This is a genomic window from Aurantimonas sp. Leaf443 (assembly GCF_001425575.1).
In the GTDB taxonomy this organism is placed as follows: domain Bacteria; phylum Pseudomonadota; class Alphaproteobacteria; order Rhizobiales; family Rhizobiaceae; genus Leaf443.
This window is the reverse complement of the sequence record NZ_LMRD01000006.1, coordinates 373,056-396,853: the sequence shown is the minus strand read 5'-3', so window position 1 is coordinate 396,853 and position 23,798 is coordinate 373,056. Positions and strand designations below refer to the sequence as shown.

The window sequence follows — 23,798 nt, the reverse complement described above, 5'->3', positions numbered from 1 at the left end:
ATCAAGAGGAGATTTCTGTGCTTATTGACCATGTAAGGTTTCGATTTGGCGCGGGACAAGGGTCAGGCCCACTCGTGTTAGACGAGCCCGCCGTTACGATCTTCGTTGGACCAAACAACTCGGGGAAGAGCTTAGTTCTGCGCGAAATTGCTGACTTCGGCAGCATAGGAAGTACGCCTCGTGCAATTCTTGAGGATCTTCAATTTCGAAAACATACAGCTAAAGAAATTGATGCGATTCTAATAAAATCGACGGACTATCGACGACACCCGGGGGAAGTGGATCTCCCTGATCATGTGTACCTAAATTTTAAAACTTCAAGAACACAAGTACACATCCCAAGTTTTTACGAAATTCTTAAAAATCCTGCTCGCCAGACGGATTGCTTTGTTCGCTTCTACGCAGCCCACCATATGCTCAATCTCGATGGGCCAAGTAGAATCCAACTGACAACGAAACAGGATAGAGGCGATTTGAAGAACCCGCAAAGCACTTTTGCGAGACTTCTAACGGACGATCCTCGCCGACAGTCGCTACGGAATGTCCTTTTCGATGCCTTCGGCCTTTATCTGGGTATGGACATTTCGGAGGGTGCGTCGATCCACCTGCGATATGGGAACACGGCCCCACCAAACGAGCGAACCGTAGAGGACGCCACGATAGAATGGATGAGGAATGCTCGTCCCATTCATCAGTGGAGCGACGGAATGAAGGCCTTTACGGGCATACTGTTAGCACTGCGCGCAAGCGACCCGAAGATCATAATCCTTGACGAGCCGGAAGCCTTTTTACACCCCACGCTGGCCCATAAACTTGGCCGTGAAATCGCCCAGACTGCGAGCCAAGATGACAAACAGATTTTTGTATCGACTCATAGCAGCCAATTCCTAATGGGTGCGATTCAGTCGGGTGCGAAGGTCAATGTAGTTCGGCTAACCTATCAACAAGGCAGCGCCACTGCTCGCGCGCTCTCAAACGACGACATCCGCGTCATGATGCAAGAACCACTCTTGCGATCTGCAAATGCATTGTCGGGCCTCTTTTACGAAGGTGTCGTGGTCACCGAAGCGGATGCAGACCGCGCCTTCTACCAAGAGGTCAACGAGCGGCTTCTGGCAGAAGAATCTGGACGAGGTGCGCCGAACACGCTCTTTCTGAACGCCAACGGGAAGGACTCGATCAATAAGATTGTCGGTCCGCTCCGGGCACTCGGGATACCCGTGGCCGCCATTCTCGACATTGACGCACTCAACCCCGAAACCAACTTCCCAGTTCTCTTGGAAGCCGCAAATTACCCCAAGCCCCACAATTCTATAAAGCTGGATCGTGCAGACGTCTGGTCAGAACTTATCTCAGACGACAATAAACCTAAGTCAAATGGCGGAATTGCTTTACTTAACGGCGCTTCGAAGGAAAAGGCCGAAAATTTATTCGAACGCCTCGATCAATACGGTCTGTTCGTACTAAGGAATGGTGAAGTCGAGCACTGGCTACCAGGATTGAACGTCACCAGAAGCAAAAAATGGCTGCGCAAAATCTTCGATGCAATGGGAAGCGATCCGAAGCGTCCAGATTATGTTCATCCAGATAACGACGATGTTTGGGCGTTTCTTGATAGGGTTGCCGCCTGGATGACGGATAAGGCACGGCGCGGAACTCCTCTTTGACGCCGAGCGCGCGCGGTCAAGCTGTAATGACTGTGAGGCCATTTATGCTCTTGCTGAAATACGAACAGATGTCATTTCGTCATAATATTAAAGACTTGTCATGTGAGATTAAAAAGGCGTTTTTTTGAATTGCTCTAAAACAACGGAATGTTTGGTTTTTAGGGCTACTAGAATACGATCTAAGTGACCGCAAGGCTCGAAGCATGCCGATCAATGCATCCCACGCTTTTCCCCGTGATCCAGGACGCAGACAGGCCTTTTGTCGAGCGACACGTCAGTTCCGCCCCGCCGCTCGTGATCGGCTCCGTGCCAGATCGTGATACCGAAAACCCGGCGGGGCTGGTCGGCTCAGGACCGATGCCCCCGTTCACTTGCACACGACCCGGCGCCGGTTCTTGGCGTCGAGATGCAGGTGGTCGCGATGGGCGTAGTTGTAGCCGGGGCCGAGCACCGTGCCGAAATTCTCGCAGGCCGAGCGGCGGATGGTCTGCTGGAAGCCCTTCTCGCGGAAGGAGAAGAAGCCCTTCTTCTCCACGTCGAACACGCTGCCGTCGGTGAAGACGAAGCCGCGCACGTCGAGCGCGTTGCCGGTGGCGTGCTCGCTCACGGTGCGCGAGCCCGCGATGGTCGAGCAGCGGTAGGAGGAGGCGTTCAGGACGGCGCGGGGCGTCTTCCACAGTTTCCAGCGCGCCGCCGGTTTCACCTCGTCCTGCACCCAGTCGGAAATGCGCGCGGCGGCCGCGCAGTTCAGCGTCGCCGCCGGCAGCATCGCCACATTGCCCGCCACCGAGGTCACCCGGATCGGATGGGGAATGCCGCAGGCCCGGCCGCGCCGGATCGGTGCCACCTCGGTGAAGCGCACGCCCTGCCGGCGCAGGGCCGCCCGGCACATCGCCTCGGCGCGCGGCAGCGGCACGTAGCCGCCGGGCGTCTCGTCCTCCAGTGCGCCGCGCCCGCCGGGCAGGCCGGGATCGACGCGCCCGAGCGGCACGACGGGCTCCAGCGAGGCGACGCGCGGCACGGCCGGCTCGCTGCGGCGCGGCGCCGCGCGGCCCTCGGGCGTGCCGACGCGCGCGACCGGCCGCAGGCCCGCCGGTGCCCGGCCCGGCACGCGCGGCGCGGCACTTACGGCAGGCTCCGGGGCGATCGCGACGTCCGGCTCGAGGATGGGCTCCGGCTCGGACAGAGCCGCCGTGGCCTCCTCGCCGAGGCTCGCCTGCGGCCCGACATCGTAGAGCCGCCCCGGCCCGTCCGCGTCCGGGCGCTCGCCCAGCGCCGAACCGTCCGGTGCCGCTTCCTCGTCCACCTCCGTCGCGCCGGCCTCGGCCGGCGGCAGGCTCGCGCCCATCAGGTCCTCGTAGAGGCTGCGCTCGCTCGCCTCGTCGGCGCGCGCGGCCGTCGCGGGCTCCAGTTCGGCCGAGGCCGGCGGGCGCGCGACCCGGCGGGCCGGCGGCAGCGGCTGTAGGGCGACGGGCTCTTCGGCGACGGCGGGGATCTCGGCCGGCGGCACGGGCCCGGCACCGAAGGGCGCGGCCTCGCGCGCCTCTCCGCGGCGCGGCGCGCTCGGCACGTATCCCGTGCCGGCCTGCGGCACCGGCCCGCCCCAGACGAGCTTCGCCGACTGCGCCCCGGAGGGCGAAACGGGGCTCGCCACCGCCAGACACGCAGCGGCGAGCGTCAGGACGAGCGGTGATCCCTTGATACGCGACGCCATCGGATCGCCCCCGGACATCCGCGACATTCGAGCGGACGCCTCCACCCTATCGCAACCAAGTTCAACGAAAGCTGAACGGGGCCCCCGTTGCCCGCCGCGACGCGGCGCCCCCTTCCTTCGGGCGGGCGCGCGGCCCATATTCCGCCGATGCCCGACAAGACGCGCAAGCCGGCCCCGCGCCGCTCTCCCATCCTCGACTTCTCCGACGCTTCCGAGCGCCTGGCGCCCGGCTTCGGCGAGGCGCCGCAGGCCGCCTTCGAGGGCGAGCCGGCGCCGGACGCCCTGTCCGGTCCGATCTCCGGCTGGGCCGACGAGATCGCCCGCGCCGCCGAGGAGGACGCCGCGCGCAGCGCCGACGCCAGACCGGCCAAGCCCGCCAAGGCGAAGAAGCCCGCCGCCGCCGAGCCGAAGGCCGGGCGCACCTCGCGCGGCACCTCGATGGGCGTGGCCGCCGATCCCAAGGCGCGCGCCGCCGCCGGGCTCAACCCCGTCTCGGGCATGGATGTGAGCCTGGAAGAGGCCGGCGCCCTGCCCGAGGGCGGCGTCACCGCCACGGTCGAGGCGCTGACGCGGCTCATCTCCGAGGGCAACCCGCTCCTGAAGAACGGCGAGATCTGGGTGCCGCACCGCCCGGCGCGGCCCTCGAAGTCGGAAGGCGGCCATGCCTTCCGCCTCGCCTCGGACTACGTGCCGAAGGGCGACCAGCCCACCGCCATCGCCGACCTCGTCTCCGGCATCCAGGAGTCGCAGGAACAGACGCAGGTCCTGCTCGGCGTCACCGGCTCGGGCAAGACCTTCACCGTCGCCAACGTCATCGAGCGCACGCAGCGCCCGGCGCTGATCCTCGCCCCCAACAAGACGCTCGCCGCCCAGCTCTACGGGGAGTTCAAGAACTTCTTCCCCGACAACGCCGTGGAATATTTCGTCTCCTATTACGACTACTACCAGCCCGAGGCCTATGTGCCGCGGTCCGACACGTTCATCGAGAAGGAATCCTCGATCAACGAGCAGATCGACCGCATGCGCCACGCCGCGACGCGCGCCCTGCTGGAACGCGACGACGTCATCATCGTCGCCTCCGTCTCCTGCATCTACGGTATCGGCTCGGTCGAGACCTATACGGCGATGACGTTCCAGATGTCGGTCGGCGACCGGCTCGACCAGCGCCAGCTCCTCGCCGACCTCGTCGCCCAGCAATACAAGCGCCGCGACATGGACTTCACCCGCGGCTCCTTCCGCGTGCGCGGCGACACGATCGAGCTCTTCCCGGCCCATCTGGAGGACCGCGCCTGGCGCATCTCGCTCTTCGGCGACGAGATCGAGGCGATCCACGAGTTCGATCCGCTCTCCGGCAAGAAGACCGACGACCTGAAGTCGGTGAAGATCTACGCCAACTCGCACTATGTCACGCCGCGCCCGACGCTGCAGCAGGCGGTGAAGTCGATCAAGGAGGAGCTGCGCCTTCGCCTGATCGAGCTGAACAAGGCCGGCCGCCTGCTCGAGGCGCAGCGGCTGGAGCAGCGCGTCGGCTTCGACATCGAGATGATCGAGGCCACCGGCTCCTGCAACGGCATCGAGAACTACTCGCGCTACCTCACCGGCCGCCAGCCCGGCCACCCGCCGCCGACGCTCTTCGAATACCTGCCCGACAACGCCCTCGTCTTCATCGACGAGAGCCACGTCACCATTCCGCAGATCGGCGCGATGTACCGGGGCGACTTCCGCCGCAAGGCCACGCTCGCCGAATACGGCTTCCGCCTGCCCTCCTGCATGGACAACCGCCCGCTCCGTTTCGAGGAGTGGAACGCCATGCGCCCGCCCACCGTCGCCGTCTCCGCCACGCCGGGCTCGTGGGAGCTGGAACAGTCCGGCGGCGTCTTCGCCGAGCAGGTCATCCGTCCCACCGGCCTCACCGATCCGCAGATCGAGATCCGCCCCGCGCGCTCCCAGGTCGACGACCTTCTCGGCGAGATCCGCGAGACGGCGGCCGCCGGCTACCGCGTCCTCGTCACCGTCCTCACCAAGCGCATGGCGGAGGATCTCACCGAATACCTGCACGAGCAGGGCGTGCGCGTGCGCTACATGCATTCCGACATCGACACGCTGGAGCGCATCGAGATCATCCGCGACCTGCGCCTCGGCACGTTCGACGTGCTCGTCGGCATCAACCTCCTGCGCGAAGGTCTCGACATTCCCGAATGCGGCCTCGTCGCCATTCTCGACGCCGACAAGGAGGGCTTCCTGCGCTCCGAGACCTCGCTCATCCAGACCATCGGCCGCGCCGCCCGCAATGTCGACGGCCGCGTCCTCCTTTATGCCGACCAGATCACCGGCTCCATGCAGCGCGCCATCGCCGAGACGGACCGGCGCCGCGAGAAGCAGGAGGCCTACAATGAAGAGCATGGCATCACGCCGGAATCGGTGAAGGCCCGGATCGCCGACATTCTCGACAGCTATTACGAGAAGGACCACGTGCGCGTGGAGACCGGCGCGCTCGCCAAGGAAGGCGCCATGGTCGGCTCCAACCTCAAGGCGCATCTGGAGCATCTGGAAAAGGAGATGCGCGACGCCGCCGCCGATCTCGACTTCGAGCGCGCCGCGCGCCTGCGCGACGAGATCAAGCGCCTCCAGGCCAAGGAACTCGAGATCGCCGCCGACCCGCTGGGCGAGGAGGAAGCCTCCTTCTCCCCCAATACCGGCCGCACCAAGCACGGCGCCAAGAACCGGCGCGGCGCTGCCCCGGACCCCAAGGCCCGCTTCGGCCCCAACGGCGAGAGCCTGAAACCCCGCGGCACCGGCGACGCGACCGCCACCGGCCCCGTCTCGCTCACCGGCCGCGGCGGCAACCGCCAGAACCCCGTCTTCGGCCCCGGCGGCGAACCCATCGCCTCCCGCCTCGCGCCCGACGAGGCGCCGGCCGAAGCCCCGTCCTATTTCTCCCGCCCCTCGCTCGACGACATGGGCCCGGGCACCGACACGCCCGTCCCCCTCTTCCGCAAGAACACGCTGGACGAGATGACCGTCGGCCGCACCGAAAAGCCCCTCGCGCGCGGCCCCCTTCCCGTGAAGCCCGCCGACGGTGCCAAACCCGTCCGCCGCGAAAAGATCGGCCTCGGCAGCTACGAAGACCCGGGCGACGACAAGCGTCGGAAGCGCCGGCCGGGGAAGACGGGGCGGCCGGGGCGATAGAACAACCGATGCGTCGGGGTCATGATCCACGACGCACTCATTCGAACGCTCGCACGGAGCCTCCCGATGACCCGCCTCGACAGGATCGAACCGGCCGTCGTCACCTTGTCGCCGGAAGAACTCGCACCCTTCCGTCCAAGGCTCGCTGCCCTCGACGCCCGCATCCAGGCGGACCCAACGTCGGGGCGGCTGGCTGGGCTTGCCGATGAGGCGGTTCAAAGTTTTACGCGGGCCAGCTTAGTCAGCGTGCGTTATCAACCTCACGAACCGCGAACCAATACACTTCGCCAAGACGCAACTTCTGGTATTTTCTTTTGAGCGCAAACTCTTTCGCGTCTGCGGGAGCGGGTGGTGCCTTAACGTGACTATGCTGCTTTTACTATCGAGGGTGGGATTGCGTGCCTTCGCAGCCTGGATTTTCGCGAGTGCCACAATCCCATCTGCAGTGTTATTTTACACATCAATCCTCTATATTGGCTGGAACGCCAATGATGCCACATACAAATTACCGACACTCGCAAGCTTATTCAACGTATACATTGGTATTTTCATTTACTCGGCGTGGGCTTCCGCGGCTTATTTTGCAGTATCATCCGCTCTATTTGTGTCTTGGCAATTGTTTGTGATGAAGTCATTCAGGTATTTTGGCGTAAATCACTTCTTTATTAGCGCCATTATGATTTACTCAACATCTCTTATAATATATTTCTCCATGAATCCGGTGGATTCGAATCGAAAAATTTCGCTTCTATGTATACTTATTTTTACTGCGCTTTATTATTCATCCTGCTTGGCGGTTTTTTTGTACAGGCCGTTGAAGGAGTATAGCGACGAATTCCGGGTTTAAATGAAAGCTTCATGAAGCGTCGTGGGATACGGTGGAGTGTAGACGAAGCAGCGTATATCGGACAGACGTGAAGGCCAAAAATGAGAAAAGGTCTTTCACAGCGGGAGCTTTCTACAATAGTAAGCTGCCATGGACGCTCAGTGAATGGTCCGAGATAACTACGGCTGATGCTCGACGTAGTTTGACTCCAAAACTTATCCCCACCCCTCCGCCCGTCTCCCATACTCCCCTCACCGCCGGCTCACGCCACAAGCGCGGACGATCGCCGGGATCGTTCGGAGGCCGGCGGGCGGATCCGGGTGGAGGGCCTCTTCCGGAGGGGTCGCCGCCCGGGCGGGACGAGGCAGGACCGGCGGGGGCGATTAAAAGCCTTCGCCGCGGACCAACCCGAGGGAACCCCGAAAGCCGTGTGGCCAGGGACAAATTTCGGGCTCACGCCGCTTGAGGCCGGGGAAGCCGCCCGGTCGAAGGTTCTGTCAGCCGCCGGGCAGGCACCCGGCGGGCAAGCCCCGCAGCATTCGCGTGGAACGCCGGGGGTCGGCCGCTCCTTCATGGTCGCCCCCGGCGCCGAGCGGCTCGTCGAACCCGCCCGGCCGCGTCGGCGGTGCGAGCGCGCGCCCCTGTCGGCGGGGAGATAAGGCCGACCGGTCGCGCTTGGCGCCCGGATCCGAGGCGCGGCCCCGACGGCCGGACGGCTCGAAGCGGCGCCATGCGGGCGCGGGCCTTCGACCCGTGCCTCGGCCGATCGGCGTCGGGCGTCTATTTCGGGTCCTGACCCGGCACGAGCCCGTTCGAGGGCGTCGAGCGCAGGATGGAATCGGTCTGCCCGTCCACCACTTCGCGCGCCGAGGCCTTGCCGTAGACGCTGCCGAACCCGAAGAGCCAGGGAATTCCGCCGTCGCCGACACGCGTGACGACCGTGCCGTCCCGCAGACGGATGCGCTCGGCCGCCGCCGCCTCGCGCGGCGAGAGCCGCACCGGGCCCTCGCCCTGACGCGGCTCGGCCTGAGCCGAAGCGCCGAGGCCGGCGAGGAGGAGAAGCGCGAGGGCGGTCCGTCTCATGGCATGTCTCCGAAGGCGCCGCGCCGCGGCGCGGCCTGTCCCTCGAAGAACCGTCGGGCCGCGCCGCAGTTCCCGCGCGCCGGACGGCCGGGATCAGCGGGGAACGGCGGTGTCCATCATCTCGGCCTGCTTGCGCCAGCCGCGATCGGTCGTCTGCGTGCAGGCCGAAAGCGCCAGCGTCGCGAGGAGGAGGGAAGCGAGGATCTTCATGGGGCGCGGCCTTTCGTTGAGCACCTGGTCGGCCCCGAGCCCTCGCAGACGCGGCCCGCGCTGGCAAGGACGCCGGCGCATCATCCCCAGGCCCCGAGCACCGGCCGCGATCCTGCTGCCGCCGCCGGCCGCAGCTCGGGAGCTCCGCCGCGCCCGGTCGTCCCCGCCGAGCCCGCTCAGCGCGGCACCTGCCCGGGCACCAGACCGCCCGAGGGCGTCTCGAACCCCGCCGGCGGCTCGCGCCCGGCCTCGTTGGCCGCGCAACCGCCGAGAAGCGCCGCCACGGCCGCCAGCGCCGCGAGGGTTCGGGCCGACCGCCTCACCGGCGCCGCGCCACGACGAGATGGCCCGGCGCCGGCTCGTTCTCCTGCAGGCGCACCACGATCTCGTCGGCCGAGAGGCGTTCGAACCCGTGCGTGGCGAGGCGTTCGGTCACGTAGGGCAGCGCGTGGTGGAAGCGGTGCGCGCGTCCCACCTTGAAGCCGGCGCCCGCGAATTCAGCCTCCGGCAGCGTCTCGGAGGAGAAGGCGAAGAGGCCGCCGGGCACGAGCCGCGCCGTCACGCCCGCCAGAAGAGGGTCGAGCGCGCCGAGATAGGGCAGCATGTCGGCGGCCACCATCAGGTCGAAGGGCTCGTCCTCCTCGAACTCCTCGAGAAAGCCGACGGCCTCGCCGATATAGAGATGGTCGTAGACCTCCTTGTCGAAGGCCGTCTCGATCATGCCCTCCGAGAGGTCGACGCCGATCAGCGTGCCCGTCACCGCCTCGCGCAGCGCCTCGCCGGCGAGCCCCGTGCCGCAGCCGAGATCCAGGACCCGCGAGAAGGGCCCGAGGCCGAGCGCGGCGAGCTTTTCCGCCAGCAGATCCGGCACGCCATAGTGCAGCTGGTCGACGAGAATGGTCTCGAAATCGTCCGCATGCTGGTCGAAGAGCGTGGCCACATAGGCGTCGCCCGCCGAGGCCGGCACCTCGCCCTGCCCGATCGCCGCGAGCCGCAGCTGCGCGCCGCAATGGTCGTCCGGGTCGATGGCGAGGCATTCGCGATAGGCCTCGGCCGCCTCGTCGGGCCGCCCCGCCTTCTCCGCCGCGAGCGCCCGCGCATAGGCGATGCTCAGCGCGTCCTCGTCGAAGCCCGCCGCCTCGGCCCCGCCCTCGTCCTCGATCCCCGCCATCGCACCCATCCTTCGCCCGCGCGCCCCAGGCGCTCCGTTCCGTCTCCCTAGCACGGGCTCCGGCCCGCGAAAGCCGCGCGGACGGGGCGCGCAAACGAAAAAAGCGGCGCCCGAGGGCACCGCTTTCGTCATGCGACCGGTGAGACCGATCAGTTCGGTGTCTGGCCGGGAACCACGCCACCCGAGGGTGTCGTGACCTCGTCGCTGGAGGCACCGGCCTCGCCGCTGCGCGCCGTCGAGGCGCCGGTCGAGGGCGTGCCGGCCGGCAGCATCTTCGTGGACGAGGTGGACATGGCGTCCGTGCCCGTGCCCGTCATCGTGCCAGTGGCGGAGCTGGCGGCCGCATCGGTCGGCGTCTGCGTCACGGACGTGCCGTTCTGCTGCACGGTGCCGGTGGCCTGGGCCTGCGAATTGCTGTTGTCGACCGTCGAGGCGATCGGGGCCGCGCCGTTGGCGGGAGCCATCGTGCCGGCTTCCTGAGCGGGCGAGGACTGGGCGAGGGCCGGCGAGGCCATCAGGGCGAGAACGGCGGCGGCGGTCAGGATCTTCATGGGGCAATTCCTCGGTATCGTTCGGTGTGTGAGCCGATTGGCTTGCCTCAACAACGGCATGTCTGCCTGATGGTTGCGGGTCTGCCGGGCGAGGACCGTCACAAGAAAGTGCGCGGCGCGGATGGAACGCGGCGCCGAAGCGCCGCGCCCGCCGTCCGTGGACGGCTCAGGACCGGCCGCCGTCGAAGCTCAGCCCGAGCGGGTTCGTGCTGCCGGGATCGAGCGTCACCGGATTGTGCGAGGAGGTGGACGGCGGGCCGCTGCCGATGGCGCCGACGCCGTTGGCAAGGCCGCCCGGCCCGTAGATCGTGCGGTCCGCGTCCCGCGCGCCGGAGCCGACGCCCGGCAGGTTGCTGTTGGCGCCGGTCTCGGGCAGCGCCACGGCATCGGTGCTGCGCACCAGCGTGCCGCGGCTCGGGATCGGCGCGTCGAGGTTCGACTGCGCGAGCGCGGCCGCCGGAAGGGAAGCGGCGGCGCAGAGCGCGAGGAGGGTCGTTCGAAGGGGCATGGCGTGTCTCGTCTCGAGGAGGATGAGACGGCAACGCTCGAAGGTGGCGCCGCGATCCGCCCGCTAGAAGAACGAGCGCGTGAGCGAGCCGACGAGCATGTTCCAGCCGTCGATGAGGACGAAGAACAGGATCTTGAACGGCAGCGAGATCACGGTCGGCGGCAGCATCATCATGCCCATCGACATGGTCAGCGTCGCCACAATGAGGTCGATGACGAGGAAGGGCAGAACGATCAGGAAACCGATCTCGAAGCCGCGGCGCAGTTCGGAGATCATGAAGGCCGGCACGATGATGCGCAGGTCCGTGATCTCGCCCTCGCCGTCGCCCTGCTCGATCGGCTCGACGCGCGAGCGGCTCTCGGCGGCGGAGATGTCGCCGAACAGAGCGAGGTCCTGCGGGCGCACCTGGCTCAGCATGAAGTCGCGGAACGGGTCGACGATGCGCTCGAAGGCCTCCTCCTCGGCGATCTGGTTGTCGATGAGCGGCTTCAGCCCCTCGCGCCAGGCCTGGTCGAAGGTCGGCGACATGACGAAGAAGGTCATGAACAGCGACAGCGAGATGAGGATGAGATTGGCCGGCGTCGACTGCAGGCCGAGCCCCGTGCGCATGATGGAGAGCGCGATGACGATGCGGGTGAAGGAGGTGACCATCACCAGGAGGCCGGGCGCCACCGAGAGCACCGTCACGATGCCGAAGAGCTGCACGATGCGCCCGGAAACGGCGGCATCGCCCGCGGGGATGAGCGAGGTCAGGTCGCGCGCGGCATCCGCGATGGAACCGCCGTCCTGCGCGAGCGCCGGGCTCGCCGCGAGGAGAAGCGCCGCGAGAAGGCCGGCCCGCGTCATTCGGCGACCAGCGACTGGACGAGATAGTCGACGACCGCCGGCGAGCGCAGCTTGGCGCGCTCGCGAAGGTCCTCGCGAAGATGCAGGAGGCCGCGCGCGCCCTCGATCTGCACGAGGTCGATCGTGCGCAGGAAGGCGAGCGTGTCGGCCTGGATCTCGGCGGCGAGCACGTCGGGCGCCTCGACGTCCTTGGAATGGATGAGGATCGACGCATCGAGGCGCACGCGCGTCTTGGGCGGCGAGGCGATCTCGGTCATGGTCGTCTTCAGCGGCACGAGCACGATGGGATCGTCCTGCGAGGCGCGCGCGGCGGCCGCCTGCGCCTCGTCCACCGCCTCGGCCTCGGCCGGGGCATGGGCGACGGGCGCCTCGGGGGCGGCCGCCCTGTTGCCGGACAGGAGAATGCCCACGCCGGTGCCGCCGGCGATGGCGACCACCGTGAGGATGGCGACGGGCAGGATGCTCTTCAGGCTGAACTTGGAGGCCTTCTTCTCGCCCCCGGCCGCCTCGGCGATCATCGCCGCGGCGAGATCGCTGCCGCTCAAGTCGGTCATCTCTGCCAGATCCTTCGCACGACGGGCGTGGCTCGCCCAGCGCGACGGGCGCCATCATGGCGGCCGCCTGGTCTCAGGATGTAGGGGATCGACCTGACACGAGGCTTGCCGACCGCGCGGCGGGGAGCGGAGCCGCCACGGCGTGCGGGGCGGGAAGGACGCCCTCCCCGCCTCGCATCGTGGTCCTGCCGGTGTGCCGCGTCAGTAGGGCATCGCCGCGTCGAGCACCTGCTGGCCCCAGCCGGGCTGCTGCACCTCGGTCAGGCGCCCGCGCCCGCCGTAGGAGATGCGCGCCTCGGCGATCTTGTCGTAGGGGATCGTGTTGTCGGGCAGGATGTCGCCCGGCCGGATGACACCGGCGATGGACAGGACGCGCACCTCGTAGTTGACGCGGATCTCCTGCTGGCCCGAGATGAAGAGGTTGCCGTTCGGCAGGACCTGCGTGACCTGCGCGGCGACCGAGAGATTGATCTTCTCCGAACGGTCCACCGTCCCCTTGCCGGCCGTGTTCGTCCCGCCCGTCAGGCCGATCTTGCCGCCGAGCGTGCCGAGGAAGGGSGAGCCGTTATAGGTCGGGTTCACGTCGGCGCCGATATCGACGCCCGACTCGCGCGAGCGCTTGGAGTTGTTGTCGAGCTTGGCCTTGTCGGAAATGGCGATGCGCACGGTCACGATATCGCCGACGTCGAGGGCGCGCGTGTCGCGGAAATAGTCCGAATTGCGGTCGGTGAAGAGCGAGTTGGCGCGCGGCCCCAGCGTCGGCTGGTAGCCGACGGGCTGCACGTAGCCCTGATACTGGTAGAGGCCGGCGCCCGGCGGCGAGAGGGCCGGCGCGGTGTTGAAGTCTTCGCGGGTCGTCGAGCAGCCGCCGAGGGCGGCAAGCCCGGCCAGCGCGAGGAGGATCTTGGAACGCATGGTCTATCCCTGCCGCTTGGCGCTGACGGCGTTGGCGGCCGCCTTGTCGGTCTTCTCGACGATGAGGTTGGCGATCTCGGCGGCGACCTCGGCCGGCATCTCGGCGAGGATGTCGCCGGCCTGGCGCGACTTCAGCTTGGCGATGATGGACGCCGCCGTGGTGCGCTCGATGCCGGCGAGCTGCGAGGCCGCCGCGTCCGGCTTCATCTTGGCGTAGATGTCGAGCATGATCGTGGAGGTGGATTCGATGAAGGCCCGGCGCTGCTCCAGCCAGTCCTGGTATTCGCGGCGCTTGGCCTCGAGCTCGTCGACCTTGGCGCTCACCTGGGCCTCGAGCTCCTGCAGGCGTTTCTGCTGGAGCCCGGCGCGGGTGTCGCGGGCCGGATCGGCGATGGCCGCGCAGTAGCGCTCGACCTCGGAGGGCTCGGGCGCGACCAGTTCGGTTCGCCCGTCCGGCGAGACGACGCGCACCTTCGTGACGGGTTCGGGCCTGGCGTCCGCGCCGGCCTTGGCCTCTTCCGCCCGCGCCGCGCAGGCCTGCATCAGGAAGGCACCGAGGCACAGGGCGGCGGAGAGGCCGCGAAGCGCGGGACGGGTTTTCGTCTGGATCGACATCACTGGACCACCAGTTCGGCTTGCAGGGCGCCCGAGGTCTTGATTGCCTGCAGGATCGCGATGATCCCGGTCGGCTTCAGGCCGAGGCGGTTGAGACCGCGCACCACGGTTTCGAGATTGGCGCCGGCGACGAAGGCGAAGTTGCCGCCTTCCTGATTGGCTTCCACCAGCGTGTCGGAGGTCACGACCGTCTGCCCGTTCGAGAAGGGCGCCGGCTGCGAGACGTTCGGCATCTCGGTGATGCGCACGGTGAGGTTTCCGTGGGTCACCGCGACGGTCGAGATCTGGACCTCGTTGCCGATGACGACGGTGCCGGTGCGCTCGTCGATGACGACCTTGGCGGCCTGGTCCGGCTCGATCTTCAGGTCCCCGAGTTCGGCGATGAAGCGCGTGGAGGAGATCTTGCCCGGCCGCGTCAGCGAGATCGAGCGCAGGTCGTTCTCGCGCGCCACGAGGGTTCCGTAGCGCTGCGAGGCGTAGGCGTTGATGGCGTCGACGACGCGGATCGCGGTCCGGTAGTCGGGATTGCGCAGTTCCATCGTGATCTTGTCGGTCTCGACGGTGGCGCGCGGCACCTCGCGCTCGATGATCGCGCCTCCCGCGATGCGCCCGGCCGTCGGCACGCCCTGCGTCAGACGCTCGCTCTCGCCCTCGGAGGTGAAACCGGAGACGGCGAGCGAACCCTGGCTGACGGCGTAGATCTCGCCGTCGGCGCCGTAGAGCGGCGTCATGACGAGCGTGCCGCCCATCAGCGACTGCGCGTCTCCGAGCGAGGAGACGGACACGTCGATGCGCGAGCCGATGCCGACGAAGGCGGGAAGCTCGGCGGTGACGACGACGGCCGCGACGTTCTTGGTGCGCGGATTGTTGCTGCGCACGTTGACGCCCATGCGGTCGAGCATCGACTGCAGCGACTGCTCGGTGAAGGGCGAGTTGCGCAGGGAATCGCCCGTGCCCTGCAGGCCGATGACGAGGCCGTAGCCGACGAGCTGGTTCTCGCGCACGCCCTTGATGGTCGTCACGTCCTTGATGCGCACGCCCGTGGTGCGCAGGGCGTTCTGGCCGGGGCGCACGGTGCGGAAACTCTCGCGCGCGCCGATGCCGGCCTCGTAGGCCACGCCGTCCGCGGCCTGGCCCTGGAGATAGTCGGCCGAGAAGACGGGCGTGGTCTGGAACAGCGTCAGGAGGGCGGCGGCGAGCCGCGCGACGCGGATGGAGAAGGGGCGCGTCACTGGGCCAGCACCGCGATGGAGCCGTCCGCGGCGACGATGCCGCTGATGGTGATGCCGCTGTCGGAATTGCGCACGCGCACCATGTCGCCCTCCCCCGCCGAGGCGAGCGGGATGCCGAGGCCCTGGATCAACACGCCGGGTTCGGAATAGGTGATGGGCGTCGGCACGCCGGCGCGCACCAGGTCGGGCGAGCGCAGGTCCGAGAGGAGGATCGGCTGGCCCGGCAGCAGCGTGCGCCGCGCCAGCTTCTCGATGAGCATGCCGTCCTCGACCACATAGGCGGCGATCTTTTCGGCCGGCAGCTTGAAGCGCTGCGTGGACACGCCCTTCTCCAGGATCGACTGGCCTGGATAGATGACCACGGTCGGCACCGGCAGCGTCAGCTCGGCGGCACCGGCGGGCGCCTGGGCCTGGAGGAGCGCCGCGAGGCCGAGGAGCGGCGCCGCGAGGCGCGCCAGGGTCTTCGGTCGGACCATGTCCGCGAGCCTTTCTGCGATCTTTGGAAGGAGGAGGCGATCTGCCGTGCCGCGGCTCCGGAGGCCGCGGCGAAGGGCCCGCGCGGGCTCTCGGGACGTCAGCGGATGCCCTTGGAGACGACGCCGGACATGTCGTCGGCCGCTTGGATGACCTTGGAGTTCATCTCGTAGGCGCGCTGGGCGGAGATGAGTTCGGAGATCTCCTTGACCGGATCGACGTTGGAATCTTCGAGATAGGCCTGCTCGATCGTGCCGTAGCCGGGATCGCCGGGAACGCCGGCGACCGCCGCGCCCGAGGCCTCGGTCTCGCCGAAGAGGTTGCCGCCGCGCGCCGACAGGCCGGGATTGTTGGCGAAGGTGACGAGCGTCAGCTGGCCGAGCAGCTGCTCGGCGCCGTTGACCGTGGCATAGACCTCGCCCGAGCGGTTGATCGAGATCTTGGTCGTCTCCTGCGGCACGGTGATCTGCGGGTCGAGGAGGAAGCCGTCGAGCGTGACGATCTGGCCCTGGTCGTTGGTGTTCATCGCGCCGTCGCGCGTGTAGAGCGTCTCGCCGCCCGGCCCCTGCACCTGCAGATAGCCCTCGCCGTTGATGGCGACGTCGAGCTGGTTGCCGGTCTGCTGCAGCGAGCCCTGGATATGGACGGTGCGCACGGCGGCCGTGCGCACGCCGAGGCCGATCTGGACGCCCTCGGGCACCACGCCCTCGCCGCCGCGCGCCGGCACGCCGGCCTTGCGCTCGACCTGGTAGAGGAGATCGGTGAACTCGGCGCGCGAGCGCTTGTAGCCGGTGGTGTTGATGTTCGCGATGTTGTTCGCGATCACCTCCACATTGGTCTGCTGGGCGTTCATGCCGGTGGCGGCAATGGCAAGGGCTCTCATCGGATCGGTCTTTCTCAGATCGCCATGCGCGAGATTTCGAGATAGGCGGAGACGACCTTGTCACGCAGCGTGACGGCCGTCTGGAGCGTGCGCTCGGCGTTCATGACCGCGTCGACGACCGCCTGGGTCGAGGCCTTGCCGTGCATGGCGTCGATGGAGACGGTCTCGGAGGTCTTGAGCGTGCCGACGGCGTCGCTGGCGACCTGCTTCATGACGCTGGCGAAATCGGGAGCGCCGACAGCGCCGGCGCCGCCGAAGGAGGCCGCGCTCGGCGCGGAGACGCCCGACAGGCCGAGGGAACCGGTGGAGAGGCGCGCGCTCGCGCCGTCGATGGGGGAGATCATCCGCTCAGCCTCTCAGGAGATCGATGGTCATGGAGATGAGGTCGCGGCCCTGCTTGATGACCTGCAGGTTGGCCTCGTAGGAGCGGTTGGCCTCGCGCATGTCGGCCATTTCCGAGAGCATGTTGACGTTCGGCGTCTTCACGTAGCCGTCCGCGTCCGCGGCCGGGTTGCCGGGATCGTGCTCGATGGTGAAATCGCTGCGGTCGGTGTCGTAGCGGCCGATCTTGACCATGTTGGCGCCCGTCAGCCGGTCGAGCTCGCTCTCGAAGCTCACCGTCTTGCGGCGATAGGGATCGCTGCCGGGCGTCTCGCCGGTGGAGCGCGCGTTGGCGATGTTTTCCGAGACGATGCGCAGGCGGTTCGACTGCGCCTCGAGACCGCTGGCCGCGATCTTGAGGGAGGAGACGATCGGATCCATGGGCGTCAGGCCTTGACGGAGGTGAGATAGAAGCGGTGGAAGGCCTTGGTGATGGACGAGGTCAGCGAGTAGTCCGCCTGGACCTCGCCGGCCTTGAGCATCTCCTGCTCCAGGCTCACCGAGTTGCCGGAATGGGTGACTTCCCAGGAGCGGTCGCGCTGGTCCTCGACGACGAGGCCGGTCTCGACGCCGTCCGTCATGTGCGCGCCGCTCGTGCCTGCCATGGCAAGGCGCGTGGCCTGCATCACGTCCTGGAAGGGCGTGACGTCTCGGGCCTTGAAGCCCGGCGAGTTGGCGTTGGCGACGTTCTCGGCCACCACCGTCTGGCGCGTCGAGAGCCATTCGCTGCGGCGCGAGGCGAGTCCGAAGAGATAGACCTGATCCATGGGGAAGCCTTTCATGCATCTGAAAGACTTTTAGGCCCGCGCACTTGTCCGAAGCTTGTCGCCGGCGCCGCTACGTCAGGAGTTTCAAAAGCTTAACGAAACCTTAACGGCCGGGGGAAGCACCTGGAACGACCAAGGGGCGGCTTTCGCCGCCCCTTCGGAGCCTGTCCGGTCCTGACAGTGCGTGGCCGTCCGGCGGCCCCTTCAGGCCTTGGGGCGGTAGCGCGCGTCGGCGACGGCGGCGGCGAGCTGGGCGGTGTTCGCCTCGGGCGCGTCGTCGGTCTTCTCGAAGGCGAGATAGTGGATCTCGACATAGGCCGAGGCGGCGCTGAGGCCGAGCTTGAACTGGGCGGAGACCCCGGCATGGCGGAAGAGCATCTCGAGATTGACCACCGGCGGCGTCGACCAGCCGAGCGTGATCTCGCCGTCGTCGGCGAAGGTGAGCGTTCCCGGCTTCATGTAGAGCTGCGCCGAAGAGGAGACGATGTCGGCGATGTTGGCCATGCGCTCCAGCCGAAGGAACGCGATGTAGTCGACGACATCGACGAGACGCAGCTCGGCGATGACCTCGCGCAAACCGTCGGCGAGGATCTTCTCCCGCTCGCCCATGTGCCTGCTGCGAAAGTCCGTCATGAAATGAGAACCCATGAAACCCGTCCACTCCGGACCCGACGCCATGGCGATGGATCGCCCCTGCGTGGTCCGCTTCGTTGCTCTCGACGGCTGCAAGCACCGCCTCTCGGCCTCTGCAAAGGCCATGGTCGTCTCGTCGTCCGCCGCTTGCGCAGGGCGGTTCCCGGCGCGATGATTTCGCCAGTCCGCCTTATTGAACCTCATGGACCTTTCGTCAGGCGGTCCCCAGACCCAGGCGTTCCGCCGTGCGCGTGTGCAGGAAGTAGATCAACTCGGCGACCGCCTTGAAGAACTGCGGCGGGATCATCTGGTCGATCTGGACATGATCGTACATCGACCTTGCCAAGAGCTTGTCTTCAATCACCGGTACGTCGTTCGCCTCGGCGATCTCGCGGATCTTGAGCGCCACGAGATCGGTGCCCTTGGCCACGACGACGGGGGCGCCGCCCTCCTCGCGCACGTAGCGCAGCGCGATGGCGTAATGCGTCGGGTTGGCGATGACGAGGGTGGCCTTGGGCACCTCCGACATCATGCGCTTGCGGGTGCGCTCGCGCGCGATCTGGCGCTGGCGCGCCTTGATGGCGGGATCGCCCTCGGACTGCTTGTGCTCGTCCTTGATCTCCTGCTTGGTCATGCGCAGGTCGCGCCGCCAGTGGAAGCGGGAGAAGAGAAGGTCGGCGGCCACCAGCACGATCGTGGCGACCGAGACGGCGGCGAGCAGCTGCATGGCGAGCGTGAGCAGCGTCTCGGGAAGCTGGGCGGGATCGGAGAACATCGTGTTCATCGTCGTGTGCAGCTCCCCGCCGAGCAGCCAGCCGACGATGATCGTGACGCCTGCGAACTTGAACAGCGCCTTGCCGAATTCGGTGAAGCCGCGCACGCCGAAGAGGCGGCTCCAACCCTGGACCAGCGAAATGTTGGAATATTTGGGCCGCACGCGCTCGATATTGATCTGCGGCGGGTTCTGCAGGACCGAGGCGAGGATGCCGGCGACCAGGAACAGCCCGGTGGCGGGCGCCAGGAACGTGCCCGCCTGAAGCGCGACGGTCTGCAGGAATCGAAGGGCGTCCGCACCATTCTCGATCGACCATTGGTTCGGGTTCTCGAAGGTGCTCCGAAGATCCGATGCGAATCCGCCGGCGACACCGCGCACCTGGAACGCGAGAAAGGCGAAGCCCGCGAGCAGCGAGGCGAGGATCGGGGCTTCGCGCGAGTGGGGCAGATTGCCCTTCTCGATCGTGTCGCGGACCCGCTTCTCCGTCGCCTCTTCTGTCTTGGAGTCCTTTTCCGCATTGTCGGCCACGGCGAACCTGCCCTATCCGGTCTTAAGAACCCGCTTCATGCGGGCCTGGCGCGCCGGCGACCCGGCGGCTTCGTCATGCGACCCCCTGCGGGGCAGCGCCGGACCTCATGTCCGGCGACCGAAAGGGGGCGGGCCGAGGAGCGCCGCCCCTCGCCCCTTGTCGGGCGTCCGGCTACTCGCCGGAACCGTCCTCTTCCTTCAGCGCGATCTTGCCCTCCTGCGACAGGCGCAGGGCGAGCGAGGCGATGGTGCGGCGCGCGATCGCCACGTCCTTCTTGCTGGCCTCGGCCGGGCGGGTGAGCTCGGCTTCCACCATGCGCCGGGCTCTGGCGGCGAGCGAGGAGGTGACCGCCTCGGCGAGCGCCGCGTCGGCGCCGCGCAGCGCGAGGGTCACGGTCTCGGTCGGCACGTCGTCGAACAGCAGGAGACGCGACTTCTTGGGCATCGCCGGGATGTCCTCGAAGGCGAACATCAGGCTGCGGATCGCCCTCGCCTCTTCCGGCTCGCTCGTCTCGATCGAGGTGATGAAGTCGTCGGCCTGGACCTTCTCCATGCGGTTGGCGATCTCGGCGAGCGCGGCGCGGCGGGCCTGCCGCTCCTCGTTGCCGGAGCCCGCGACGAAGATCTCGTTCAGCCGGTCCTCGACGAGGGCGACGGTCGCCTCGGGCATGGTCTCGCCCGAGAGGACGCGGCGCATGACCTCGTTGCGAAGGCCGGGCTCGAACTGGGCCACGGTCGCCGCGGACGCCTCGGCGCTGAGCTTGGAGATGACGAGCGCGATGACCTGCGGATGCTCGGCGAGGATCGTCTTGGCGAGCTTCTGGGGACCGAGCCGTTCGAGATTCTCCCAGACGGTCCGCGTCGGGCCGGTGAACAGCGAGGGATCGATGAAGCTCTCGTCGCCGAAGATCGCGGTCATCTCGTCGTTCGAGAGCGCCCCGCGCAGGAGCTTGACCATCTCGTCGTCGAGGGCGGCAAGGCCGGGGCCGGCCTTGAACTCCTCCTGGAATTCGCCGACGAGATCCTCGATCTCCTGCGCCGTCACCGGCTCGTGGCCGGCGACCGCCTCGCGCAGGGAGCGGATCTCGTCCGGGTTGAGGTGCTTGAGAACCCGCGACGCGCCGTTCTGGCCCATCGCGAGCAGGATGATCGCCGCGCGGGCGGGACCGGGGACGGCGGACCGCGTACCCCCGAGCTCGGAATAGGTGCCAAGGGACATCGCGGTCAGACGCCGCCGTTCTTGGTGCGCTGCGGCCGCGAGCCGGGCGGCACGATCTCGGTGAGCGTGATGCCGAAGCGCGATTCCTCGGTCTCCAGCACCACGACCTCGCCACGCGCCACGATGCGGCCGTTGACGATGAGATCGACGGGATCGCCGATATTGGTGTCGAGCTTGACGACCGCGCCGCGGCCGAGCTTGACGAGATTGGCGACCGGCATGACGGCGGTGCCGAGCACGACCTGCATCGTGACCGGAATGTCCATGATCATCGCCAGATCCGCCTTGGAGCGGGGCGCGACGCCGGGGGCGAGCGCGCTCATGTCGATGTCGTCGTCCTCGTCCTGCGCCTCGGCGAAGTCCTGCATCCCGCCGTCGAAGGAGAAGCCGCCGTCCTCGGCGACATCGTCCTGCGCGTCCTCAGCCGTGTCCAGCATGCTGATGTCGTCTTCGTCGATCATGACACCCGTTCCCCGTCTTGGGCCCTGGCGCGCCGGTGGCCCTCATGGCCGTCGCGCGCCGTCCCTCTTTCTTCGCGGCGGGCCGAGTTTCGGCCCGTCTTCGTTAACGATTAGCCGCCGTGGCTGGCGCGAGGCGGGACTCGAGGCGCTTGGCGAAGCTGCGCTCGGGCTTGACGATCGGCGGCACGATGCTGCGATCGAGCTTGATCGCCGGCGCGGCGCCTGCCCGATCGGACGTCTCGAGGCTCGCAACGGCGATCGGCTCGACGGTCCGGAAGCCGGCCGCGGCGAGGCGCTCGGCGCCCGTGCCGACGCGGCCGAAGGGACGCTGCGGGCGGGACGAGGGCGCGCTCGGCGCGGGCGCCGGGGCGGCCTCGGCCGGGATCGCCGACGTCTCGACGCAAGCGGGCCGTGCGGGGCTCGCCTGACGGGCGAGCGGGGTCTCCATGGCCTCGTGCAGCCATTGGGCGAGGTCGCGGGCCTCGCCCGTCGCCTTCTCCAGCGCGCGGAGCGTGTCGACGCCCTCGCTGCGCAGCATCACGACGGCATGCGCCGCCTTGTTGATCGACAGGTCCGAGGCCTTCAGCGCGCGCGCGAAACTGGAGCTTTCCTGTCGCAGCGCCCGCAATTCGCGATACATCGCGCCCGTGCGCCAGCCGACGACGACCAGCGCGGCGATGAGGATGAAATCAATCACATAGGATGTCATCGATGAACTCCTCGGTCGGGTCGATCTTCTCCTCCACGCGCACGACATAGGAATCGCGCGAGGTGCCCATGCGGCCACGGAAGAGACGCGTCTCCTCGCATTCGATGACGACGAGGCTCTCCATCGTCGCGTTGAGGACGAGCGTCTGCCCGAGCTGGAATCGCGCGACGTCGCCGAGCGTGATCTCCTGCTCGTCGAGGATGGCGCGCACTTCGAGGTCCGCGAGCTGCAGGCCGAGCTCGATGTCATGCGCCCAGCGCTCGTCGGCGATCGGAGGCGCCTCCTCGGGCATGGCGACCAGCTTGCGGCGATGGGGCGCGAAGATGCGCTCGGGCAGCGCCACGCGGATCTCGCTGGACTTGCGGCCGAGCGAGACGGTGAAGGCGAACTCGATGAAGGCGCGCGCGTCGGGCGCCAGGAGTTCGTCGAACTCGGTGTCCATCGCGGCGAAGAAGAAGTCGCCGAGTGCCACGTCGAGCGGCAGGACCGGCTCGAAAGGGTCGTTGCCCGCGGCGACGAAGGTGGTGAGCGCCGTCTGGACGAACTGGCGGTCGAGCTTGGTCATCGGGCGCACGGTGTCTTCGAGAAGGCCCGTGCCCCCGAAGGTCGCCTCGACGCAGACATTGGCGAAGCGCGCGTCGGCAACCGCGAAGCCGATCTCGCGGAACTTGGTGGAGCGCACGACCGCGGCCATGGCGTGGCCGTCGATCTCGCCCGCCCCGTCCGAGACGGTGAGCGAGGCAACCTCGGTCAGGACGACCGCGACCTTGGCCGCGTAGTCCTTGTTGAGCGCGTCGGCCGCGCTCTGCGCCCATTCCTCGCCCAGGAGCCGCAGCCGCGGCAGGCGCTCGGGTTCGAGCTTGGAGGCGGATCGGATCTGCGCCTCGATGGTCCGTTCGCCGGTGGAGGCCATGTGTCCCTCGGTCCCTTCCTGCGTCATGCGGCCTGCGGGGCACCGCCGCCGATCGTCTCGTTCTCGACCTGGTCGATGCTCGGCCGGTCATAGGCGGAGATCGTCTTGCGGCCGTATTCCAGGGCGACCTGCGGCATGGCGCCGTTGATGTAGGCGATCAGCGTCTGCTTCACGATCGTGAAGCGGCGCAGGTTCTTCTCGCGCACCACCTTCACCTTCGTCGCCAGCGGGCCGAAGACGGCATAGGAGAAGAAGATGCCGGCGAAGGTGCCGACGAGCGCGGCGCCGATGAGATGGCCGAGCACTTCCGGACCCTGGTCGAGCGCGCCCATGGCGTGCACGATGCCCAGGACGGCGGCCACGATGCCGAGCGCGGGCAGGCCGTCGGCGACGTCCTGGAGCGCGTATTTCGGCTTCATCGTGTCGTGGGTGATCGTCTGGATCTCCTCGTCCATCAGCGCCTCGATCTCGAAGGACTTGACGTTGCCGATGATGATGAGGCGGCAGTAGTCGCAGATGAAGGCGAGCATCGCCTTGTCCTTGAGGATCTTCGGATAGGCCGAGAAGATCGCCGAGGCCTCCGGATTGTCGACATGCTCCTCGACCTCCGAACGCGGCTTGGAGCGCATCTCGCGCATGATCGAGTGGAGGCAGGACAGGAGCTGCAGGTAGTCGGCCTGCGTCGGCACCTTGTTCTTGAACGCCTCGAGGATGCCCTTGCCCGTGTCCTTCACGACCTTCATCGGGTTGGCCACGAGGAAGGTGCCGAAGGAGGCGCCCAGGATGATCAGGAGCTCGTAGGGCTGCCAGAGGACGTAGAGATGCCCGCCCCCGGCGATGTAGCCGCCGAGCACGCAAGACAGCGTGACGATGAGTCCGAGGACGATGCCCATTGCGGTTCCCTTTTGCAGTGTCCCAGATGAGTTAGGGAGAGCGACTTGTGCGAGCCTGACGGGGGCCGGAACAGGCTGGCG

At 67.3% G+C, this 23,798-nt stretch carries 26 protein-coding genes; 3 read left to right on the top strand and 23 right to left on the bottom strand.

What is annotated here, in order from left to right; genetic code table 11:
• Positions 1-74 precede the first annotated feature (74 nt).
• Positions 75-1,667: an AAA family ATPase gene (locus ASG48_RS17845; RefSeq protein ID WP_162243908.1), complete on the top strand. Its 1,593-nt coding sequence runs from the start codon at positions 75-77 to the stop codon at positions 1,665-1,667.
• 367 nt (positions 1,668-2,034) lie between these two features.
• Here the strand turns inward: ASG48_RS17845 and ASG48_RS06530 are convergent, their stop codons facing one another.
• Complete coding sequence (locus ASG48_RS06530) at positions 2,035-3,381, bottom strand: extensin family protein (RefSeq protein WP_244486786.1); 1,347 nt, start codon at positions 3,379-3,381, stop codon at positions 2,035-2,037.
• Positions 3,382-3,528: 147 nt separating this feature from the next.
• Here ASG48_RS06530 and uvrB point away from each other — a divergent pair, with 147 nt between their 5' ends.
• Both uvrB and ASG48_RS18230 read left to right on the top strand, forming a co-directional pair.
• On the top strand, positions 3,529-6,570 hold the full coding sequence (gene uvrB / locus ASG48_RS06525; RefSeq protein ID WP_082529327.1) for an excinuclease ABC subunit UvrB: 3,042 nt from the start codon (positions 3,529-3,531) through the stop codon (positions 6,568-6,570).
• Positions 6,571-6,636: 66 nt separating this feature from the next.
• Positions 6,637-6,888, top strand: a complete 252-nt coding sequence (locus ASG48_RS18230; protein WP_156381479.1) for a hypothetical protein — start codon at positions 6,637-6,639, stop codon at positions 6,886-6,888.
• Between the two features lie 1,288 nt (positions 6,889-8,176).
• Here the strand turns inward: ASG48_RS18230 and ASG48_RS06520 are convergent.
• From ASG48_RS06520 to motA, 22 genes are all read right to left on the bottom strand, one after another.
• A complete protein-coding gene (locus ASG48_RS06520; protein WP_055846935.1) occupies positions 8,177-8,479 on the bottom strand; it encodes a hypothetical protein in 303 nt (100 codons plus the stop codon).
• A 386-nt stretch (positions 8,480-8,865) separates the two neighbouring features.
• The gene (locus ASG48_RS18225) at positions 8,866-9,012 is read right to left on the bottom strand and encodes a hypothetical protein (protein ID WP_156381478.1); all 147 of its coding nucleotides are present in this window, start codon (positions 9,010-9,012) and stop codon (positions 8,866-8,868) included.
• A complete protein-coding gene (locus ASG48_RS06515) occupies positions 9,009-9,860 on the bottom strand; it encodes a methyltransferase domain-containing protein (protein ID WP_055846933.1) in 852 nt (283 codons plus the stop codon). The genes ASG48_RS18225 and ASG48_RS06515 overlap by 4 nt, the downstream gene beginning before the upstream one ends.
• Positions 9,861-10,009: 149 nt before the next feature.
• Positions 10,010-10,411: a hypothetical protein gene (locus tag ASG48_RS06510; RefSeq protein WP_055846931.1), complete on the bottom strand. Its 402-nt coding sequence runs from the start codon at positions 10,409-10,411 to the stop codon at positions 10,010-10,012.
• 166 nt (positions 10,412-10,577) lie between these two features.
• Positions 10,578-10,919 (bottom strand): hypothetical protein, encoded by a 342-nt coding sequence (locus ASG48_RS06505; RefSeq protein WP_055846928.1) that lies wholly within the window; start codon positions 10,917-10,919, stop codon positions 10,578-10,580.
• Between the two features lie 63 nt (positions 10,920-10,982).
• The gene (fliP, locus tag ASG48_RS06500; protein ID WP_055846925.1) at positions 10,983-11,765 is read right to left on the bottom strand and encodes a flagellar type III secretion system pore protein FliP; all 783 of its coding nucleotides are present in this window, start codon (positions 11,763-11,765) and stop codon (positions 10,983-10,985) included.
• Positions 11,762-12,319 (bottom strand): flagellar basal body-associated FliL family protein, encoded by a 558-nt coding sequence (locus tag ASG48_RS06495; RefSeq protein WP_055846922.1) that lies wholly within the window; start codon positions 12,317-12,319, stop codon positions 11,762-11,764. Before ASG48_RS06495 ends, fliP begins: the two co-directional genes overlap by 4 nt.
• Before the next feature lie 201 nt (positions 12,320-12,520).
• Entirely contained in the window at positions 12,521-13,234 is a 714-nt protein-coding gene (locus tag ASG48_RS06490; RefSeq protein ID WP_055846919.1) for a flagellar basal body L-ring protein FlgH, read from the bottom strand.
• A gap of 3 nt (positions 13,235-13,237) precedes the next feature.
• On the bottom strand, positions 13,238-13,849 hold the full coding sequence (locus ASG48_RS06485; RefSeq protein WP_055846916.1) for a MotE family protein: 612 nt from the start codon (positions 13,847-13,849) through the stop codon (positions 13,238-13,240).
• Positions 13,849-14,922 (bottom strand): flagellar basal body P-ring protein FlgI, encoded by a 1,074-nt coding sequence (gene flgI, locus ASG48_RS06480; protein WP_055847961.1) that lies wholly within the window; start codon positions 14,920-14,922, stop codon positions 13,849-13,851. Before flgI ends, ASG48_RS06485 begins: the two co-directional genes overlap by 1 nt.
• 155 nt (positions 14,923-15,077) lie before the next feature.
• Positions 15,078-15,557 (bottom strand): flagellar basal body P-ring formation chaperone FlgA, encoded by a 480-nt coding sequence (flgA, locus tag ASG48_RS06475; RefSeq protein WP_055846913.1) that lies wholly within the window; start codon positions 15,555-15,557, stop codon positions 15,078-15,080.
• Between the two features lie 98 nt (positions 15,558-15,655).
• Positions 15,656-16,438, bottom strand: a complete 783-nt coding sequence (flgG, locus tag ASG48_RS06470) for a flagellar basal-body rod protein FlgG (protein ID WP_055846910.1) — start codon at positions 16,436-16,438, stop codon at positions 15,656-15,658.
• 14 nt (positions 16,439-16,452) lie between these two features.
• Positions 16,453-16,782 carry a flagellar hook-basal body complex protein FliE gene (locus ASG48_RS06465; RefSeq protein ID WP_055846907.1) on the bottom strand — a complete coding sequence of 110 codons (330 nt, stop codon included), beginning with the start codon at positions 16,780-16,782 and terminating at the stop codon, positions 16,453-16,455.
• A 4-nt stretch (positions 16,783-16,786) separates the two neighbouring features.
• Positions 16,787-17,200, bottom strand: coding sequence for a flagellar basal body rod protein FlgC (gene flgC, locus ASG48_RS06460; RefSeq protein ID WP_055846905.1), 414 nt, complete (start codon positions 17,198-17,200; stop codon positions 16,787-16,789).
• Between the two features lie 5 nt (positions 17,201-17,205).
• A complete protein-coding gene (gene flgB / locus ASG48_RS06455) occupies positions 17,206-17,586 on the bottom strand; it encodes a flagellar basal body rod protein FlgB (RefSeq protein WP_055846902.1) in 381 nt (126 codons plus the stop codon).
• Positions 17,587-17,790: 204 nt separating this feature from the next.
• Positions 17,791-18,234, bottom strand: a complete 444-nt coding sequence (locus ASG48_RS06450; protein ID WP_244486785.1) for a hypothetical protein — start codon at positions 18,232-18,234, stop codon at positions 17,791-17,793.
• Between the two features lie 199 nt (positions 18,235-18,433).
• The gene (flhB, locus tag ASG48_RS06445) at positions 18,434-19,522 is read right to left on the bottom strand and encodes a flagellar biosynthesis protein FlhB (protein ID WP_055846897.1); all 1,089 of its coding nucleotides are present in this window, start codon (positions 19,520-19,522) and stop codon (positions 18,434-18,436) included.
• Between the two features lie 172 nt (positions 19,523-19,694).
• Positions 19,695-20,741 carry a FliG C-terminal domain-containing protein gene (locus ASG48_RS06440; protein ID WP_055846893.1) on the bottom strand — a complete coding sequence of 349 codons (1,047 nt, stop codon included), beginning with the start codon at positions 20,739-20,741 and terminating at the stop codon, positions 19,695-19,697.
• Between the two features lie 5 nt (positions 20,742-20,746).
• The gene (gene fliN, locus ASG48_RS06435; protein ID WP_244486828.1) at positions 20,747-21,064 is read right to left on the bottom strand and encodes a flagellar motor switch protein FliN; all 318 of its coding nucleotides are present in this window, start codon (positions 21,062-21,064) and stop codon (positions 20,747-20,749) included.
• Positions 21,065-21,305: 241 nt separating this feature from the next.
• Entirely contained in the window at positions 21,306-21,911 is a 606-nt protein-coding gene (locus ASG48_RS06430) for a hypothetical protein (RefSeq protein WP_055846889.1), read from the bottom strand.
• A complete protein-coding gene (locus ASG48_RS06425; protein ID WP_055846887.1) occupies positions 21,892-22,851 on the bottom strand; it encodes a FliM/FliN family flagellar motor switch protein in 960 nt (319 codons plus the stop codon). Before ASG48_RS06425 ends, ASG48_RS06430 begins: the two co-directional genes overlap by 20 nt.
• Positions 22,848-23,717, bottom strand: a complete 870-nt coding sequence (gene motA, locus ASG48_RS06420) for a flagellar motor stator protein MotA (protein ID WP_055846883.1) — start codon at positions 23,715-23,717, stop codon at positions 22,848-22,850. Before motA ends, ASG48_RS06425 begins: the two co-directional genes overlap by 4 nt.
• Between the last annotated feature and the right edge of the window lie 81 nt (positions 23,718-23,798).

What these genes read in the sequence shown, in the direction of transcription:
- ASG48_RS06530 (WP_244486786.1), bottom strand. Translation starts at nt 3,381, where the DNA reads ATGGCGTCGCGTATCAAGGGATCACCGCTCGTCCTGACGCTCGCCGCT.
- uvrB (WP_082529327.1), top strand. Translation starts at nt 3,529, where the DNA reads ATGCCCGACAAGACGCGCAAGCCGGCCCCGCGCCGCTCTCCCATCCTC.
- ASG48_RS18230 (WP_156381479.1), top strand. Translation starts at nt 6,637, where the DNA reads ATGACCCGCCTCGACAGGATCGAACCGGCCGTCGTCACCTTGTCGCCG.
- ASG48_RS06520 (WP_055846935.1), bottom strand. Translation starts at nt 8,479, where the DNA reads ATGAGACGGACCGCCCTCGCGCTTCTCCTCCTCGCCGGCCTCGGCGCT.
- ASG48_RS06515 (WP_055846933.1), bottom strand. Translation starts at nt 9,860, where the DNA reads ATGGCGGGGATCGAGGACGAGGGCGGGGCCGAGGCGGCGGGCTTCGAC.
- ASG48_RS06510 (WP_055846931.1), bottom strand. Translation starts at nt 10,411, where the DNA reads ATGAAGATCCTGACCGCCGCCGCCGTTCTCGCCCTGATGGCCTCGCCG.
- ASG48_RS06505 (WP_055846928.1), bottom strand. Translation starts at nt 10,919, where the DNA reads ATGCCCCTTCGAACGACCCTCCTCGCGCTCTGCGCCGCCGCTTCCCTT.
- fliP (WP_055846925.1), bottom strand. Translation starts at nt 11,765, where the DNA reads ATGACGCGGGCCGGCCTTCTCGCGGCGCTTCTCCTCGCGGCGAGCCCG.
- ASG48_RS06495 (WP_055846922.1), bottom strand. Translation starts at nt 12,319, where the DNA reads ATGACCGACTTGAGCGGCAGCGATCTCGCCGCGGCGATGATCGCCGAG.
- ASG48_RS06485 (WP_055846916.1), bottom strand. Translation starts at nt 13,849, where the DNA reads ATGTCGATCCAGACGAAAACCCGTCCCGCGCTTCGCGGCCTCTCCGCC.
- flgA (WP_055846913.1), bottom strand. Translation starts at nt 15,557, where the DNA reads ATGGTCCGACCGAAGACCCTGGCGCGCCTCGCGGCGCCGCTCCTCGGC.
- flgG (WP_055846910.1), bottom strand. Translation starts at nt 16,438, where the DNA reads ATGAGAGCCCTTGCCATTGCCGCCACCGGCATGAACGCCCAGCAGACC.
- ASG48_RS06465 (WP_055846907.1), bottom strand. Translation starts at nt 16,782, where the DNA reads ATGATCTCCCCCATCGACGGCGCGAGCGCGCGCCTCTCCACCGGTTCC.
- flgC (WP_055846905.1), bottom strand. Translation starts at nt 17,200, where the DNA reads ATGGATCCGATCGTCTCCTCCCTCAAGATCGCGGCCAGCGGTCTCGAG.
- flgB (WP_055846902.1), bottom strand. Translation starts at nt 17,586, where the DNA reads ATGGATCAGGTCTATCTCTTCGGACTCGCCTCGCGCCGCAGCGAATGG.
- ASG48_RS06450 (WP_244486785.1), bottom strand. Translation starts at nt 18,234, where the DNA reads ATGGGTTCTCATTTCATGACGGACTTTCGCAGCAGGCACATGGGCGAG.
- ASG48_RS06440 (WP_055846893.1), bottom strand. Translation starts at nt 20,741, where the DNA reads ATGTCCCTTGGCACCTATTCCGAGCTCGGGGGTACGCGGTCCGCCGTC.
- fliN (WP_244486828.1), bottom strand. Translation starts at nt 21,064, where the DNA reads ATGAGCGCGCTCGCCCCCGGCGTCGCGCCCCGCTCCAAGGCGGATCTG.
- ASG48_RS06430 (WP_055846889.1), bottom strand. Translation starts at nt 21,911, where the DNA reads ATGACATCCTATGTGATTGATTTCATCCTCATCGCCGCGCTGGTCGTC.
- ASG48_RS06425 (WP_055846887.1), bottom strand. Translation starts at nt 22,851, where the DNA reads ATGACGCAGGAAGGGACCGAGGGACACATGGCCTCCACCGGCGAACGG.
- motA (WP_055846883.1), bottom strand. Translation starts at nt 23,717, where the DNA reads ATGGGCATCGTCCTCGGACTCATCGTCACGCTGTCTTGCGTGCTCGGC.